The 18048-nt window shown below is 58.9% G+C and carries 14 protein-coding genes; 12 read left to right on the top strand and 2 right to left on the bottom strand.

All coding sequences use genetic code 11. The features are described 5' to 3' along the window. Window positions 1–11 precede the first annotated feature (11 nt). The 12 genes from AC6I8X_RS12390 to AC6I8X_RS12335 all read left to right on the top strand — a co-directional run bounded on the left by AC6I8X_RS12390 (window position 12) and on the right by AC6I8X_RS12335 (window position 15184). Window positions 12–965, top strand: coding sequence for an ABC transporter permease (locus AC6I8X_RS12390; RefSeq protein ID WP_299449492.1), 954 nt, complete (start codon window positions 12–14; stop codon window positions 963–965). After that, complete coding sequence (locus AC6I8X_RS12385; RefSeq protein WP_299449494.1) at window positions 965–1816, top strand: ABC transporter permease; 852 nt, start codon at window positions 965–967, stop codon at window positions 1814–1816. Before AC6I8X_RS12390 ends, AC6I8X_RS12385 begins: the two co-directional genes overlap by 1 nt. Beyond that, window positions 1813–3477: an ABC transporter ATP-binding protein gene (locus AC6I8X_RS12380; protein ID WP_497839878.1), complete on the top strand. Its 1665-nt coding sequence runs from the start codon at window positions 1813–1815 to the stop codon at window positions 3475–3477. The genes AC6I8X_RS12385 and AC6I8X_RS12380 overlap by 4 nt, the downstream gene beginning before the upstream one ends. Window positions 3478–3587: 110 nt before the next feature. Next, window positions 3588–4919 (top strand): NAD(P)/FAD-dependent oxidoreductase, encoded by a 1332-nt coding sequence (locus tag AC6I8X_RS12375; protein ID WP_416412188.1) that lies wholly within the window; start codon window positions 3588–3590, stop codon window positions 4917–4919. Between the two features lie 10 nt (window positions 4920–4929). Beyond that, window positions 4930–5778, top strand: a complete 849-nt coding sequence (locus AC6I8X_RS12370) for a GNAT family N-acetyltransferase (protein WP_497839877.1) — start codon at window positions 4930–4932, stop codon at window positions 5776–5778. Further along, on the top strand, window positions 5778–6704 hold the full coding sequence (locus AC6I8X_RS12365; RefSeq protein ID WP_497839876.1) for a 2-hydroxyacid dehydrogenase: 927 nt from the start codon (window positions 5778–5780) through the stop codon (window positions 6702–6704). The genes AC6I8X_RS12370 and AC6I8X_RS12365 overlap by 1 nt, the downstream gene beginning before the upstream one ends. A 130-nt stretch (window positions 6705–6834) precedes the next feature. Further along, complete coding sequence (gene gabT, locus AC6I8X_RS12360) at window positions 6835–8151, top strand: 4-aminobutyrate--2-oxoglutarate transaminase (protein ID WP_313690437.1); 1317 nt, start codon at window positions 6835–6837, stop codon at window positions 8149–8151. Between the two features lie 141 nt (window positions 8152–8292). Further along, window positions 8293–8805 carry an Lrp/AsnC family transcriptional regulator gene (locus AC6I8X_RS12355; protein WP_021182786.1) on the top strand — a complete coding sequence of 171 codons (513 nt, stop codon included), beginning with the start codon at window positions 8293–8295 and terminating at the stop codon, window positions 8803–8805. 946 nt (window positions 8806–9751) lie between these two features. Continuing rightward, entirely contained in the window at window positions 9752–10198 is a 447-nt protein-coding gene (locus AC6I8X_RS12350) for a GNAT family N-acetyltransferase (protein WP_299449501.1), read from the top strand. Between the two features lie 15 nt (window positions 10199–10213). Further along, on the top strand, window positions 10214–12262 hold the full coding sequence (locus AC6I8X_RS12345; RefSeq protein WP_497839875.1) for a hydantoinase/oxoprolinase family protein: 2049 nt from the start codon (window positions 10214–10216) through the stop codon (window positions 12260–12262). A gap of 1 nt (window position 12263) precedes the next feature. Further along, window positions 12264–14237, top strand: coding sequence for a hydantoinase B/oxoprolinase family protein (locus AC6I8X_RS12340; protein ID WP_313689053.1), 1974 nt, complete (start codon window positions 12264–12266; stop codon window positions 14235–14237). 104 nt (window positions 14238–14341) lie between these two features. After that, on the top strand, window positions 14342–15184 hold the full coding sequence (locus AC6I8X_RS12335) for an oxidoreductase (protein ID WP_313689055.1): 843 nt from the start codon (window positions 14342–14344) through the stop codon (window positions 15182–15184). A gap of 94 nt (window positions 15185–15278) precedes the next feature. Here the strand turns inward: AC6I8X_RS12335 and AC6I8X_RS12330 are convergent, their stop codons facing one another. Together AC6I8X_RS12330 and AC6I8X_RS12325 are read right to left on the bottom strand one after the other, a co-directional pair. Continuing rightward, window positions 15279–15719, bottom strand: a complete 441-nt coding sequence (locus AC6I8X_RS12330) for a transposase (protein WP_497839874.1) — start codon at window positions 15717–15719, stop codon at window positions 15279–15281. Window positions 15720–15847: 128 nt separating this feature from the next. Then, on the bottom strand, window positions 15848–18007 hold the full coding sequence (locus tag AC6I8X_RS12325) for a putative bifunctional diguanylate cyclase/phosphodiesterase (protein WP_497839873.1): 2160 nt from the start codon (window positions 18005–18007) through the stop codon (window positions 15848–15850). Between the last annotated feature and the right edge of the window lie 41 nt (window positions 18008–18048).

Here is an 18048-nt window from a genome sequence, read left to right as displayed (position 1 = left end):
GGAGTACGCCGATGAACCGATACATGATGTTCCTGATTGCCCGGCGCGCTGGCGCGGGCGTCCTGACTTTACTTATCGTCTCGGCGGTGGTGTTTTTTATCACCAGCCTGCTGCCCGGTGACGCGGCGCAGATGATTCTGGGGCAAAACGCCACACCGGAAACGGTGGCGGCGTTACGTCAGCAACTCGGGCTGGATCAGCCGCTGCTGGTGCGTTATTTCAGCTGGCTGGGCGGCATGCTGCATGGCGATTTCGGCATCTCGTTCGCCAGCCATTTACCGGTGGCACAGCTGGTGGCGCAGCGTATTCCGGCCACCTTTGAACTGGCGGCAATCACCACGCTGATCTGCGTACCGCTGGCACTGGTGATCGGCATTGCGGCGGCGATGAACCGGGGTTCAATGATTGACCGATTCCTTGTGGTCAGCACCATGGCGACGGTGGCGGTACCGGAATTTCTGGTGGCAACGGTGGCGGTGCTGATTTTCGCGGTGAAGCTGCATTGGGTGTCAGCCATGTCATTCGGCAGCCCGGATATGAGCCTGCTCAGTTACCTGAAATCCTATGCGCTGCCGGTGCTGACGCTATGCTGCGTGCTGGTGGCGCAAATGGCGCGCATGACGCGTGCTGCCATCATCAATCAGCTCGACAGCCCCTACCTGGAAATGGCGCGCTTAAAAGGCGTCTCGCCGCTGCGCGCAGTTTTGCGTCATGCGCTGCCTAATGCCGTCGGGCCGATTGCTAACTCCATCTCGCTCAGCCTGTCGTATCTGTTTGGTGGCGTGATCATCATCGAAACCATCTTCAGCTACCCTGGCCTCGCCAGTGCGCTGGTCGATGCGGTCAGCAACCGCGATCTGCCGGTGGTGCAATTTTGCGTCATGCTGTTTGCCGCCTGCTACCTGCTGTTGTTGCTGGCAGCCGACATTCTCACCATCGCCTTTAACCCGAAATGGAGGAGCTGATGAATAGCTTGCTACTTCCCTGGCGCTTTTTTCAGTCGCTATCGATCTCCGGTCGTTTTGGCCTGCTGATCTCGCTGTTCTGGGTGTTTATGGCATTGTTCGGTACGCAGCTCGCACCGCACAGCGTTGAAGATATTGGCGGCGGCCCGATGCTGGGCGGCTTTACCGCAGATAACTGGCTGGGTACGGATTATCTTGGCCGTGACATCCTCAGCCGCATTTTGTACGGCGCGAAGTTCTCCATCGGCCTGGCGCTGAGCGCGGCGATCGGGGCCAGCCTGATTGGTACGCTGCTGGCATTGCTGGCAGCCGTCACCGGGCGCTGGCTGGAGGAACTGCTGGGACGCGTCAACGATGCGCTGCTGGTGCTGCCCGGCAAAGTGCTGTCGCTGATGATTGTGGCGGTGTTCGGTTCTTCCCTGCCGATGCTGATTCTCACCGCAATCTTCACCTACTGGCCGGGGGCGTTTCGTATCGCATTTGCCATGGCGAGCAGCCTGCGCAACATGGACTACGTGCGCGCTTCGAAGCTGCGCGGTGAAAGCCGCTGGTACATCGCCATCCATGACATCCTGCCGAATATGGTGCACCCGATGCTGACCGATTTTGGTCTGCGTTTTGTCTACATCGTGTTGCTGCTCAGCGGCCTGAGTTTCCTTGGTCTCGGCGTACAACCGCCGTATGCCGACTGGGGCACGCTGGTACGTGAAAACATCCAGGGCCTGTTTGATGGTTCACCTGCGGTGCTGATGCCTGCGGTGGCGATAGCCAGCCTGACCATTGGTGCCAACCTGTTTATCGACAGCTTGCAGGCGATGCGTCCGCTGAGTTTTGCGAAGGAGGGAGCATGAACGTGACACCGCACACCGCGATGCCGGTGATCGCCGTCGAGAATCTGCGCGTCACTGCACAGACCGACAAAGGCGAAGAGATCGATCTGGTTTCCGACATTCGTTTTACCGTGCAGAAAGGCGAAGTGCTGGCGCTGATTGGTGAATCCGGCTCCGGCAAAACCACCATCGCCATGGCGCTGATGGGTTATGCGCGTCATGGTTGCCGTATCGCGGACGGCATGATCCATGTGGCAGGCACCGATGTCCGCAGCCTGTCGCCGGTCCAGCTGCGCGAGTTTCGTGGTAACAAGGTCGCCTATATCGCGCAGAGCGCGGCGGCGTCGTTTAACCCCGGTATGCGCATCCTCGATCAGGTGATCGAGCCGGTGGTGATCCGCGGCAGCATGAAACGCAAAGCGGCGAAAGAGAAGGCTATCGCGCTGTTTCGTGAACTGGCGTTGCCGAATCCGGACACCATCGGTGAGCGCTTTCCGCATCAGGTATCCGGCGGCCAGTTACAGCGTTTAATGACGGCAATGGCGCTGATTGGCGATCCGGATGTGGTGATTCTGGATGAGCCCACCACCGCGCTGGATGTGACCACCCAGGTGGAGGTACTGAAGGCGTTTCGCCGCGTGGTGGCGCAGCGCGGCGTCACGGCAATCTACGTCAGCCACGATTTGGCGGTGGTGGCACAAATGGCCGACCGCATTCTGGTGCTGCTGCGCGGCCAGATAGCGGAATACGGCACCACCGAACGCCTGATCGGCGACCCGCAGGCGGAATATACCCAGTTGCTGATGGATGCCGCACGTCAGACCGAGCGGCCAAGCAGCTGGAGCTGTGACACGGCAGAGATCCAGCCTTTGCTGGAAGTGCGCGATCTCTGTGCCGGTTATGGTCCACGCGGCAGCGATGGTCAGCCCAAAATCCGCATCCTCGAAGACATCAATCTGAAACTGTGGAAAGGGCAGGCGATCGGCATTATTGGCGAATCTGGATCCGGTAAAACCACGCTGGCGCACGCCATAGCCGGGCTGAATGCGCCGAGCCAGGGACATCTGTTATTCAACGGTCATTACATCAACGGTGACATGCACAAGCGGCCCGATAACGAGTTGCGCCGTATCCAGTATGTTTTTCAGATGGCAGACACCGCGCTGAATCCGGCGCACAGTGTTGAACGCATCCTGTCACGCCCGCTGGCCTTATTTCACGGCCTGAGTGGGGCGGCACGCGAACAGCGGCTGCATCAGTTGCTCGACCTGGTCAAACTGCCACGCAGCGTGTTATGGCGGCGTCCGTGGGCGCTCTCCGGCGGGCAAAAACAGCGCGTTAACCTCGCACGGGCGCTGGCCGCCGAGCCGGATCTGATCCTGTGTGATGAAGTGACCTCGGCGCTCGACACCGTAGTGGCGGCGGCAGTGCTGGATCTGATCAGCGAACTGCGGCGTGAGCTGGGGCTGTCCGTGCTGTTTATCAGCCACGACATGCACGCGGTGCGCGCCGTTTGCGACGATATCGTGGTGATGAAAAGCGGCCGCATTGTCACCCAGATCGCCCGAGCGGATTACGACAAACCCACCAGCGAGTTGTATTTCGAACGCCTGAAACGTGCTGTGCCAGAGCTGCGTCAGGGCTGGCTCGATGAGCACGAAGAAGTACTGAAGGCGGAATAACAGCACGAATGTAGCGGCGCGATTTATCGCGCGGTTTTTTCCCGATGTCGCGCGATTTATCGCGCGGTTATAAATCGCAGAAATATTTTAAATATTGAGGTAGCAACGTTATGCCTGCGCCGATTCGTTATGTACAGGACAGTGCTGATTTCCCTGAGTCCGCCGATGTGGTGGTGATTGGTGCCGGTATCGCCGGTTCTGCCGCCACCTGGGAGCTGGCCCAGCAGGGGTTAAAGGTGGTGTTGGTGGAAAAAGGGCTGGTGGGTGCGGAACAGTCGAGCCGTAACTGGGGCTGGTGTCGCCAGCAGAACCGCGACGAGCGCGAACTGCCACTGATTATCTATGCGCTCCAGCGCTGGGGGGAACTCAACGCGGCCACCGGCGAAGAACTGGGCTTCCGCCGCAGCGGCCTGGTGTATGCGACGCGTAACGAAGAAGATATTGCGGCCTGGGAAAAATGGGGCCGGATGGCAAAAAACTACGGAGTACGCAGCGACATGCTCAACGCAGAGCAGGCCAAAGCGATGACGCCTGGCAGTACCACCCCCTGGCTCGGAGGAGTGTCCTCACCCACTGATGGCCATGCGGAGCCACGACTGGCTTCCGCCGGGCTGGTGATTGGTGCGCAGCGTCTTGGCGCGCGGGTGTTCCAGCAATGCGCGGTACGTGGTCTGGACATTGCGGCAGGCCGGGTCAGCGGCGTGTGGACCGAGCGTGGCCTGATCAAAACCAGCCGGGTGATTTGCGCCGCCGGGGCCTGGACATCGATGTTCTGCCGCCGACACGGCATCGATCTGCCACTTGGCAATGTGATCGGCACAGCCTTCCGCACCCAGCCGATTGAGCAGGCGATTGCGATGCCGCTGTACACCCCCGGCTTTGCCTGCCGCCCGCAGATTGACGGCAGCTATACCGTCTCGGTGTCCGGTCGCGGTCGTCTTGAACCGGGTGCGCAGGGTATTCGCTACGCACGCCAGTTCTATCCGACCTTCAAAAGCCGCCGCAAAAACCTTAAATTCAATCCTGGCATCAAACCGTTCTTTTCTGGCCCGGAAGCGCTGGGCAGCTGGGAGTTTGATCGCCAGTCGCCGTTTGAACGGGTACGTATTCTCGACCCGGCAGCGGATGCCAGCATAGTGGAAGAAGGGCTGGCGGCGATGCGTAAAGAGTATCCGGCGCTGGCCAATCTTAAGCTGGCGCAATCCTGGGGCGGCATGATCGACAGCACCCCCGATGCCATTCCGGTGATCTCCACCGTGGCGAAACTACCGGGACTGGTGATCTCAGCCGGGTACAGTGCACACGGTTTTGGTATTGGTCCGGGGGCCGGGCGGCTGGCCGCCGATCTGGCGACCGACGGCACGCCGGTGGTGGACCCGACCCCATATCGTTATTCCCGCCTGGTTGATGGCAGTGGCCTCGACGCACCAGGCATGATGTAAGGAGCACAACATGAGTATCACATTACGCGCGATGACGGCGGACGACATTGAACAGGGTTTTGCCATGACGCAAAACCTGAAGTGGCCGCACCGGCGCGAAGACTGGTTGCAGGCGCAACAACTGGGCGAAGGCGTGGTGGCGGAGGAAGACGGTGCTTACCTTGGCAGCGCCATCGGCTGGCGCTGGGGAGAGCAGTCCGCCACCATCGGGCTGGTGATCGTCAATGACCAGTTCCAGGGGCGCGGTGTTGGCAAACAGCTGATGCTGGCGTTGCTGGAGAAATTTCCTGGCTGCAACGTACGCCTGCACGCGACGGAAATGGGTAAAGGGCTGTATGCGAAGCTCGGTTTCAACGTGACCGGCCATATCCAGCAGCACCAGACGCGTGCGCTGGCAGCGGTACCGCAGGTGACTATCCCTACCGGGCTGACGCTGCGTAACGCTACTCCGGCGGATGCGGATTTGCTGACCGAACTGGATCACCAGGCGCATGGCATGTGGCGTCCGCGTTTGCTCAACCAGCTGATTGCCAATAGCCAGACGGTGATGTTGCAGGACGCGCAGCAGCGTATCCACGGTTTTGCCAGCCTGCGGCGTTTTGGTCATGGCTGGGCGATTGGCCCGGTGATTGCACAGAACCTGCCGGTGGCGCAGGCGCTGGTGGCCGCGCTGATGCAGGGGCTGGGCGGCGAATTTGTCCGCATTGATACCGATGGTGCACAGCCGCTGGCCGCCTGGCTGGTAACGCTGGGACTGGATCAGGTCGATGCACCGACCACCATGATACGGGGAACGCCGTGGTCACCGCAGGTCGGTGAGATGCAGGCGTTCGGGTTGATGACCCAGGCGATGGCCTGATGCATATCGTTTATAAATCGGACCCGGTGCGCGGGGCGCACTGGCAACGCTGGCTGGCGCAGCACGCGCCGGATATCCGGCTGCATATCTGGCCAGAGATCGGCGATGCCGCGCAGGTGGAGGTGCTGATTGCCTGGCAGCCACCGGAAGATGTGCTGGCGACCTTTCCAAACCTGCAAGCGCTGCTGTCGGTAGGCGCGGGGGCTGACCAGTTTGACCTCAGTACGTTGCCGCCGGATCTGCCGGTGGTGCGCATGATCGAACCCGGCCTGACCCAGGGCATGGTGGAGTACGTCACTTTTGCCGTGCTGGGACTGCATCGCGATATGCCGCGCTATTTCCAGCAGCAGCGTGAACAGCAGTGGCAAACCCACAAAATACATACCGCCGGGGAGCGCCGGGTCGGGGTCATGGGGTTGGGTGAACTCGGTCAGGCTGCGCTGAAGCAGCTGGTATCGCTCGGTTTTCACTGCGCGGGCTGGAGCCGGACACCACGTGAAATCGACGGGGTGCGCTGCTGGCATGGCAGCGAACAGCTGGATGATTTCCTTGCCCATAGCGACATTCTGGTATGCCTGCTGCCGCTTACCGACAGCACGCGCGGGTTGCTCAATGCTGAACTCTTTGCACGGCTGCCCAGCGGAGCGGCGCTGGTGCAGGTGGGACGTGGGCCACAGCTCAATGACGATCATCTGCTGGCGGCACTGGCGAGCGGTCAGCTCAGTGCGGCGGTGATCGACGTGACCGATCCTGAGCCGCTGCCTGCCGGGCATCCTTTCTGGCACCATCCGGCCATCTGGCTGACGCCGCACATCGCCAGCCAGACGCAAACCGACAGCGCGGTGGCGGCGTTGCTCGACAATCTGCGTCGCTATCAACGCGGCGAACCGATGGTCGGTGTTATCGATCGTAACCGGGGATACTGAAAGCATTTCCCTGCTGAAAGGCTGACGATTTTAACAGGAAATGCCGCTGCTCCGGCAATTACGGCAGCGTGAGAAACCAATGGGTTGCGATACTTGAGCCAACCGAACGTTACGTGGATGAGGGTTAAAAATGCAGAATGTCATGGCGGAACAGCAAACATATTCCGATAACAGCCTGTTACTGGACGCGCGTGAGCAGCATGTGCCGCGTGGCGTGGTCACCGCACATCCGCTGGTGATCGAGCGGGCAAAGGGCAGCGAAGTGTGGGACGTGGAGGGCAATCGCTACCTTGATTTCGTCGGCGGCATTGGTGTCCTTAATGTCGGCCATAACCATCCGGCGGTGGTTAATGCCGTCACCCGCCAGCTGGGCCTGGTGTCACACGCCTGTTTCCAGGTGGTGGCCTATCCGGGTTACATCGAGCTGGCACAGCGTCTGAATCAGCTGGTAGGCAATGGTCAGCCGTTCAAAAGCGTGTTTTTCACCAGCGGTGCGGAGGCGGTAGAAAATGCGGTGAAAATCGCCCGTGCCCATACCCAGCGATCTGGCATCATCGCCTTTGACGGTGCGTTTCATGGCCGCACCCTGCTCGGTTGTACCCTGACCGGGATGAGTCAGCCTTACAAACAGAATTTTGGTCCATTCCCGGGCGAGGTGTATCGACTGCCGTTTCCGAACGCGTTTTATGGCGTGAGCGACGAAGATTGTCTGCAAGCGCTGGATCAATTGTTTGCGGTGCAGATTGCGCCGGAACGCGTCGCCGCAATCATCATCGAACCGGTGCAGGGCGATGGTGGTTTCCTGCCTGCCGGTGCCAGCTTTATGCAGGCTCTGCGTCGAGTCACCGAGAAGCACGGCATTTTGTTGATTTGTGATGAAGTGCAGACCGGTTTTGGTCGTACCGGCAAAATGTTCGCCTTCCAGCATTCGGGTATCACCCCGGACCTGATCACGGTGGCGAAAAGCCTCGGTGGCGGTCTGCCCATCTCCGGCGTGGTGGGTAAAGCGGCGATGATGGATGCACCGTTACCGGGTGGTCTGGGCGGCACCTATGGCGGCAACGCGCTTGGCTGTGCGGCGGCACTGGCGGTGCTCGATCTGCTGGAAAATGACAACCTGCTGGCGCGCAGCAATCAATTGGGTGACAAGCTTAATGCGCATCTGCACCAGCTGGCGGAAAAATATGCTTGTATCGGCGATGTGCGCGGCGTCGGCTTTATGCAGGCGGTAGAAATTATCGACTTCGAAACCAAACGCCCTGACGCGGTGATGACGCAGAAGATCCTCGACTGCGCCTGCCAGGAAGGATTGTTGCTGATTAAATGTGGTCTGCACCGCAGCACTATCCGCTTCCTGGCACCGCTGGTGACGACGGATTCGCAGTTGGAAGAAGCGCTACATATCTTTGATATCGCGCTGGCACGCGCCAGTGGCCGACTCGGATAAATCCGGCTTCCTCATTGATATTGCTGAAATTATTCTCAGGCTTCCCGAAAATCGTGGCGTGCGTCAGTGCTGGCGCAGCCACATTAAAGCGTGATATACCATCGGGATAACCTGCACAGTTGGTCAACAATGAGGGGTGCTATGAACGGCTTAATGAAACTCGACCGCATCGATATCAACATCCTGGTGCAACTACAAAAAGATGGCCGTATCAGCAACGTCAACCTGGCCGACGCCGTTGGACTTTCACCCAGCCCCTGCCTGCAAAGGGTGAAACGTCTGGAGCAGGCGGGTTTTATCACCGGCTATGAAGCGCATATCAATCTCACCAAAATTACCGATTCGGTGACGGTGTTTACCGAAGTGACGCTCTCCGGCCATCGCCGCGAAGATTTTATGAAATTCGAAAACGCGGTGCGTGATGTGGATGAGCTGATGGAGTGCCATCTGATCACCGGCGGTTACGACTATTTGCTGCGTTTTATTACCCGCAGTATTGAACATTACCAGGAAGTGATTGAAAAGATGCTGGATGCGCAAATCGGCATCGATAAGTATTTCAGTTATATCGTGATTAAGTCGCCGATTATGAAAAGTAGTGTGCCGTTGAGGTCGCTGATCGCGAAACAGAATTCGGTTGAGTTTGGGGTGTGATTTCGCGTTAACGCGGGTTCGTTGGGTTCGTTGATTTCGGGAAGGTTTCGTTCGCCTTGGGCTAAGGCAGTTTCAGATCGCCGGTGCGGCGACCGAGCAAAGGGGGCCAGGCCGCCCCCTTTGCATTCCCCGGCCTTGCGCCGCCTGCCTCGCCGCTTCGCGGCTTTTTCGCGCGATAAATCGCGCCGCTACAACTTCCGACGGATCGGCGTCGATTCGCTCCTGCTCAACGCCGCCTTTCGCCGCATCCATGCGGCTCATCCTGGAATCGTTCCCGCGCTCAGCGAGTTCGGATGGCGCCCAGCCGCCGCTGCCACATCAATGCTTTTCTGTGCTTTCGCCATGGCTGCCTGCGCGATAAATCGCGCCGCTACAAAGGATTGCACGTACCGTAGCGGCGCGATTTATCGCGCAAAGCAGACAGCGCCGGGCGTGCAGGCGGGGGTGTTGGCGGCATTCGCAGCGCCGAGCGCAGAGGGAAGGCCAGGGCGAGCCGCATGGATGCGGCGAGAGGGCGGCATGAGCCATGGATGGCGAATCCGCGTGGTCCGTCAGGCCTGAGTGATAAGCGAGGGAACAGCGCGAAGCGCTGCGCGAGTACGCCGCAGGGCGCGGATTGCAAAGGTCCGCGCCCTCGGACCTTTGCCCGTCCGCCTGCACAGGCGGCCCTGAAACTGCCTAAAGCCTGGCGGGCGGACCCCCTGCGGAGCCAAACCGCCGCTACCTGGCGGGCAGAACCCCCTCAGAGCCAAACCGCTGCTGGCAAGCCAGCGACCGGCGAACAAGATCGCCACCACCCCGGCCCGGTCTGGCCTCCTACCTGAGCAGCATAAAATTTCTCCATCGTACAAAATTCCCTTTATCTTAGTTGTTCAGGCTCCGGCTTCAGCCGTTATGCTTGCCCCAACGCCTTTAAACTCAATTCACCCCTTTACAAGGAGTTGCCATGGACGCCTTAACCATCCCCGCTCAGCAGTGGCAGCGCGATGACTTCACTCTCTCTACCGAACGTCAGCGCCTTGATATTGACTGGATTCATGACCAGCTGGCGGTGCGTTCGTACTGGGCTAAGGGCCAGCCGCGTGCGAAAACCGAGCGCTCGATTGCCGGGTCGCTGCCGTTTGGCCTTTATCATCAAAATCAACAAATTGGCTTTGCCCGGCTGGTGACGGACTACACCCGCTTCGGCTGGTTATGTGACGTCATCATCGATGAAAACTGGCGCGGCCACGGCCTGGGTAGCTGGCTGGCGACCTGTGTGCGGGAGCACCCGGAGTTACAAACGGTGCGCCGCTGGATGCTTTCGACGAATGATGCCCATCAGCTGTACCAGCGCCTCGGCTGGCGTGTGGTACAGGATCCGCACAAGCTGATGGAATTTCCTCTCTCCTGATAATGGGAAAACACCATGGGTTATCGCGTTGGCGTAGATATTGGCGGCTCCTTTACTGATTTCGCCGTCCTGAACGTGCAGACTAATCAGATTCACACCTTGAAAGTGTTATCGCGACCCGACCAGCCCGGCAGTGAAATTCTCACCGGACTGGCGCAACTGGAACAACGTGACGGCATCGCACCACAGCAAATCGACTACTTCACCCACGGCACCACGGTGGGGATTAACGCGGTTATCCAGCGGCGCGGCGTCAAACTGGCGCTGTTCGCTACCGAGGGTTTTTGCGATGTGCTGGAGCTGGCGCGCCTGAAAATACCGCATATCCACGACCTGTTCTCACGCCGACCAGAGCCGTTGATTTCCCGTGACCGGGTGTTTGCCATCAAAGAACGTACCGACCGTAATGGTGCCGTGTTGCAGGATGTCGATCATGACAGCGTGCTGGCGGCGATTGCAGGCGCGCGGGCGGCAGGGTGCCAGGGCATTGTGGTGGCGCTGCTGCACAGCTACCGTAATCGCCATAACGAAGCGGCAGTGAAAGCGATTATCAATGACCGGGCACCAGAATTGCTGACCTCCTGCTCGGCAGATATCTGGCCCATCATCCGCGAGTATGAACGCACCATCACCGCCACCATTAACGCCTATGTGCAGCCGATGGTGATCCATTATCTCGAATCCTTTGAGCGCGCCCTGAACACCATGGGCGTGACGCCACCGCCGCGTATCACGAAATCCAACGGCGGGGTGATGGGGGTGGAGCAGGCGAAAAGCGAATGTGTGCAGATGGTGCTGTCCGGCACTGCATCCGGCGTAATTGGCGCCAGCTTTCTCGCCAGCACCTGCGGTTTTGAAAAAATCCTTAGCCTCGACATTGGCGGCACCAGCGCCGATGTGGCGGTGATCATCGATGGCCAGGTGGCACAGGGTAATGGTGAAATCATCGGTGATTTCCCGATCTATATCCCCTCGGTGGCGGTGACATCCGTCGGGCAGGGCGGGGGTTCACTGGCGTGGATCGATAATCAGGGCGTGCTGCACATGGGGCCGGATAGCGCCGGCTCCCTGCCCGGACCGGTATGCTTCCAGCGTGGCGGCACGCAGCCGACCGCTACCGATGCCTTTGCCGCCTGCGGCATGATCGGTCACGGCGATCTGGGCTATAACGCCGTCAGGGTGGACGTTGCCGCTGCACGCGCTGCCTGGCAACCGCTGGCGGAAACCCTGGGTATCCCGGTGGAGGAGACGGCGGAAACCGCTATCCAACTGGCGATTTCCAGCATGTACAGCGATACCAGCGGCCTGCTGTCACGTTTTGGTCTCGATCCGCGTGAATTCTGGTTCCTCGCCTTTGGTGGTGCCGGTCCGATGATGGGCTGCTTCCTGGCGCGTGAACTGAATATGAAAGGGGTGATTGTGCCGCCGACCCCGGGAGTACTGTCTGCGCTGGGTGGACTGGTGGCGGATATCCGCAATGATTTTATCCGTACCTTGTACAGCGATCTGGATGCCTCACTGGCGGATAAACTGGCGACAGAAGCGGAAGCGCTCAGCCTGCGCGCCCGTGGCTGGCTGAGTGATCAGCACGGTAGCGCGATGCCGTTCACCCTGCACTACAGCGCCGATATGCGCTATCGCGGCCAGTCATTCGAAATTGAAGTGATGCTGGAGGAGTGCTGGCTGGTGCAGGCCAATGTCAGCGCCTTACATGATGCCTTTGATCGCCAGCATCAGCAGCTGTTTGGTCATTGCGATGCCAGCGCGCCAGTGCAGATCATCAATCTGCGGCTGGTGATCGCCTCGCCGACCCCCAAACCCACGCTGAATCGTCTGGCTGCGGCCAGCGGGCCGGTAGCCGTGGCGCAACAGACCCGCGCGTGGATTGATGGGGCAGAACATCAGGTTGATGTGGTGCTGCGCGCCAGCCTGCGTGCCGGACATCAGCTGACCGGGCCGGTGATTATCGCGCAGGATGACTGCACCACCTGCGTGCCACCGCACATGCAGGTGTTGGTGGATGAGTTTGGCAACTTACTGATTACCCCACGGGAGGCACACTAAGATGGCGATTGACGGACGTAACCTGCAAATTCTCGCCAACTATTGTGCGGCAGCGGCCGACGCGATGGCGTTTACCCTGATGCGCACCGCGCACTCCACTTTTGTCAAAGAGACGGAAGATTTCTCCTGCCAGATTGTCAGCCGGGACGGGCTGGCGTTCGCCTCACCGCGCAGTTTTGGCGCGCCCTGGTATAGCGGGATTGATTACGGCCCGGTGCTGACCCTGATTGAGCATTATGACGAGGGAGATATCTGCATCACCAACGACTCCTACGCGGGCAACGTGGCAACCCACTCGCCGGATATCCATATCTGGAAACCGGTGTTTCATCAGGGGGAAATTGTCTGCTTTGTGGTGGGGCATATTCACAATACTGATGTGGGCGGCGCAGTCCCGGCTTCGCTGTCGCGTTCCCTGACCGATATCGTGCAGGAAGGCATCCGCATTCCGCCGCTGAAAATCATGCGTAACGGTGAGTTAAATGAAGAAGTGGCGCGCATTATGCGGCTCAACGTGCGCGTACCGGATCAGAACTGGGGTGACTTCAAAGCCCAGCTTGCTTCGGTAAACGTGGGTGAGCGTAAAATCCACGAGATTATCGCCCGTTTCGGGGTGGTGGATTTTCTGCAAGGTATCGAGGGGATGCTGGAGTACGCCGAACGCCAGGCGCGCAGCATTATCGCCACCATTCCCGACGGTGAATATTTCTATGCCGACTTTGCCGACGAGGATGGCGAAGGGGGCTTCCCGTGCCGGGTGGCGATCACCCTGCGGGTGCAGGGGGAAACGCTGGAGCTGGATTACACCGGCAGCGATCCACAGCTGGCTTCCTCGCTGAATATGCCAACCGGTGGACGCGAACGCCACCCGCTGGCGCTGGTGGGGGTCACCTATGTGCTCTCCACGCTGGACCGTAACCTGTTGCTGAACGCGGGAACGCTGCGCCCGACGCGCGCCATTCTGCCGCCGGGAACGGTGATGAACTGTGAAGCACCGGCGGCAGTGGGCATGCGTTCGCTGACCTGTGCTCTGTCGCAGATCGCCACCATCGGCGTATTTTCCCAGGCGATCCCCGAACGTCTGCCAGCCAACTCGCCGGGTGGCAACTCCATCATGAATATTCGCACCAGCGATGCCGCTAACCGCAGCGTAGTGGCATCGCTTGGTCCGGTGGGCGGTGGTGCGGGCGGTACGCCACGTCACGATGGCCCGGATGGATCTGGTGGGTTATCCGCCTTCCTGAAAAACACGCCGATTGAGATCAACGAAGCGGAAGTGCCGATCCATTTCCATCGCTATGGCCTGGTGCCCGACAGCGCCGGTGCCGGACGTTATCGCGGCGGCTTAGCCAGCGAGATGGTGTTTGAGGTTTTTGCCCCGGATACGCTGGTCACCGCCCGTAACCGTAATCGTTCGGTATTTGCCTCGGCGGGCGTGCTCGGCGGCGCACCGGGCGGTTTGTCGCACTTCCGCACCCTGCGTGACGGTGACACCCTCGAACATGGCAACACCGATGTGATTCGCTGCCAGCCGGGGGACATTGTTGAGGTGTGCGGTCCGGGAGCGGGGGGCTACGGTCTGGCAGTGGATCGTGATGTGCAGGCGGTACTGCGGGATGTACGCTGCGGCTTCGTCAGTCTGGCGGCGGCCCGCGAGCAGTATGGCGTGGCGATCGTCAATGACCAGGTTGACGAGGTCATGACCGCTGAACTGCGTCATGCCATGCGCCAGCCTGCTGCCGGACACTTTGATCACGGGGCGGCGCGTGACGCGTTTGAAGCGATATGGACACCGCAACGCTATCAGTTGCTGACCAGCTTCCTGGCGGCTGCACCGGTTGGCTGGCGTCATTTTCTTAAGCATCAGGTGTTTAAGGCGGTGGCAGCGGATAGCCAGCCAGAGACGGGCATGGCGACGCAGATGCACGCCATCTTCAGCCAGTTGCGCCAGCGTTATCCGGCGATGATGATTTGATGACGCACAACACGCTAAAACCGTTGCGGCTTTCCTGCCAGGCTTAACCTCTTTGCCCGATGGCAGGTTCATCGGGCGTCTGACCTTTTCAGGAGAGTCTCAGCATGGCAACAGCAAAACATCCCGTATGGTTTATTTCCGGCTGCTCCACCGGCTTTGGTCGTGAACTGGCACAGCAGGCGATTGCGCGCGGTTTCCACACCGTGGTGACGGCACGCGATCCGGGGAAAGTGCAGGATCTGGTTGAAGGGCACAGCAATGCGCTGGCGGTGGCGCTGGATGTCACGCAGCAGGCCAGTATTGATGCTGCGGTAGCTAAAGCGCTGGCGACGTTCGGCACCATTGATGTGCTGGTCAACAACGCCGGATACGGTTATCAGAGTTCGGTAGAAGAGGGCGAGGATCAGGAAATTCGTGCCCAGTTTGATGCCAACGTGTTTGGTTTATTTGCGCTGACCCGCGCCATCCTGCCAACGATGCGTCAGGCGCGCAGCGGCCACATTATCAATATCACCTCGGTGGCCGGATTTATGGGGTTTGCCAGCTCGGGTTATTACTCGGCCAGCAAACACGCGGTGGAGGGCTGGTCGGATTCGCTGGCGCTGGAAACCGCCCCGCTGGGCATTCACGTCACCTGCGTCGAACCCGGCCCGTTCCGTACCGACTGGGCAGGGCGTTCACTGCATCAGACGCCGAGCAAGCTGCCAGAGTATGCCGAAACCGCCGCTGCGCGTATGAAAGCCACCTCTGAATACAGCGGCACCCAGGCGGGCGATCCGGCGCGCGCCGCTAGCGCGATGATAGCCATCACCGAAAACGCCACCCCACCGCGCCATCTGGTGATGGGGGCCTGGGGTTATGACGCAGTGACCAATAAGCTGAAAGAACGGCTGGCGCAGGTCGAGGCATGGAAACAAACGTCGATTGATACGGATTTTCCGTCGTAATAACAAACGCGCGATAAATCGCGCCGCTACAAATACGTGCAATGTACCGTAGCGGCGCGATTTATCGCGCAATCTTTTGCGATTTATTGCGCAATTATAAATAATATCGATCCCATTCCCAGCGCAATGGGTTTTGCTCAATATATTGCCGCACAAAATACAATTCTCGCTCGTCCCGAATCACGCGTTCATGGAAATTAAATTGCCAGATTTTTTGCCCGCAACGCCGGGTTACACCTGCTTTATATAACGCAATGATGCGTGAAAGTGGGCAGAGTCTGTTTTCTTCCAGCCACAAGATGCCATGCAGATGATTTGGCATCAGAACAAAAGCATCAAGCTTTAATTTATTTATGCGTGACGGCAACATTGACCACTCCTGTTCGGCAATTATTCCAAAGCGGCTACTCATTAATTGCGTGTTTTCAATATGTCCAAACAGTGGAGCACGTTGGCGAGTTACCATCGTTACAAAGTAGGCCCCTGCTGATTTATAGTCATAGTAGGGTAAGCGCAGATTCTTTCGACGTGACATGTTGCTCTCCTTGTTGCGGGAGCATATTGTCAGAAATTATGCGGTGGTTAATTTTTAGATTAATTTTTTGCGTAATGGATTCCAGTAAAGTTTGCTCATTACCGCGCGATAAATCGCGCAATTAAAAATCACACCATCCTTTCAATTTCCTCGATCGGCACGGCCTGGCTGAACAGATAACCCTGCAACTGGTTACAGCCGGCATCGGCCAGCGCGCTCATCTGGCCTTCGGTTTCTACCCCTTCGGCGGTGACCATTAACCCCATGGCGTGGCCGAGGCGTACCACCGATTCAATAATCGCGGCCGAATTCTGCGCCACCCCTAATGACTGCGTGAAGGAGCGGTCGATCTTGATTTTGTCCACCGGGAAGGTGCTGAGGTAATTCAGGCTGGAATAGCCGGTACCGAAATCATCCAGTGCGATGCGGAAACCGGCATTGCGTAACGCGATGATATTGTTGCGCGCCTCATGCTCATCCTCAATCAACACCCCTTCGGTAATCTCCAGCTCCATGCGCTGCGGATCGGCCCCTTCGGACTGGACAATTTCAATCATCCGCTCGACAAAACCACTGGCGCGGAACTGCACCGGTGAAACGTTAACAGCGACGATCAGCTGCGGCATGCGTAGCGAGGTTTTGCAGGCTTCGCGCAGCACCCATTCTCCCAGTGGGATGATCAATCCGGTTTCCTCTGCGATAGCAATAAACTCTCCGGGAACGACCTCGCCACGGGTGGGATGCTGCCAGCGTAACAGCGCTTCCACTCCCACCACACGCTGGCCGCTGATCTCCATCAACGGCTGATACCACACCGCCAGACCGTCGTAATGCAGCAGCGCGTGGCGCAGATCGGCGGCGATTTGCTGGCGGGTGCGCAGCGATTCATCCATCGCCCGCTCAAACTGACGATACTGACCGCGTCCGCCGTTTTTCGCTTCATACAACGCGATATCCGCTTTGCGCATCAACTCCTGGCGATCCAGCCCATCTTTGGGTGCCAGTGCCAGGCCGATACTGGCCCCAATCCAGGCTTCACTGCCAAACAAATGGTAGGGCTCGCTCAGCGCGTCGATGATGCGTTTTGCCACGGCCTGTACCTGGCCGATATTCTCCACATCCGGCATCACGATAATGAATTCATCTCCGCCGATGCGGCCAACGGTATCGCTGGCGCGCACCAGGCCGCTCAGCCGATGCGCGACTTCGATAATCAAATCATCGCCCGCGTGGTGACCGTAGGTATCATTGATGTTCTTAAAACGATCGAGATCGATCAGCAACAACGCCACGCGATGATCGTAGCGTGCGGCCATCGCCAGCGCCTGGCTGAGCCTGTCTTCCACCAGCGACCGGTTGGGCAGGCCGGTAAGCACATCATGAAACGCCAGATGCTGTGCCTGCGCCTCGCTGGCCCCCAGCCGCAGCAGCGACTGGGACAGATTTAATGATGAGGTCCAGATACGCCGGACCATAAACAGACAGACCAGGGTAATCATCACCACCGAAAGCAGGGTGGACGGACCGATGGTGCGCAACATCTGCGCGCCAGGCCGGTCTGGCTCCCAGCTGATATAGCCCACCGGATCGCCTTGTTGCGTGTTCAGCAGATAATGCGCCCGGTCATTGGGCTGTGGTGTGCCGCTGCTGAAATGCAACTGTCGCAACTGGCTGCGCGTCGCCAGCCGGTTCAGATAACCGTCATCGAGATATTTCACGCTCACCAGCCGATAGCGCCCAGCCAGACGGGAGTCACGGCTGATATCACCCACCGCAACTGAGGCGGCGCGATCGCCAATACGCACAAAATCGGCGCGATCTGCGGAAGGGGCACTGGTGAGCAGCAGCGTGCTGTTGAGCATCGCCTGTACCTGTGGCCCCACCTGGCGATCCGGCACCTGCTGCCCATTACGCCACACCTCAAGCAGTTGATTATCCTGCCCCAGTATCAGGACCAGCTCATGGTCGAACATTTCATACAGCCAGTTGCCGACATTCTCATCCAGCCAGCCCTGATCCGGCTGCGGCAAATCCAGCTGATTAGCCAGCGGTGCCCAGCGCGTCAGGCTGCGCAGCTGGCGCAAATGTTCCGTCAGACTTTGGTCAAACGAAGCCTCAATCATGCGTTGCTGCTGTTCCTGCGCTTCGTTATTGGTCAGGCGGGTGCCCCAGAACAGGCCAGCACCGGCACCGGCAAAGGTCAGCACCAGAATCGCCACTAACGGCAGGATCACTTCACGCACAAAGTTGCGCCGAAAACCGTCTGACAGTTTGATTGCATTAATCATTTTAAAGTTCGCGTAACAAGGAGGTGTCATGTTTTAACTTA

Source organism: Pantoea sp. X-Soil-TKNS-1280 (assembly GCF_059730475.1).
This window is presented reverse-complemented; position numbering and strand designations above follow the sequence as displayed.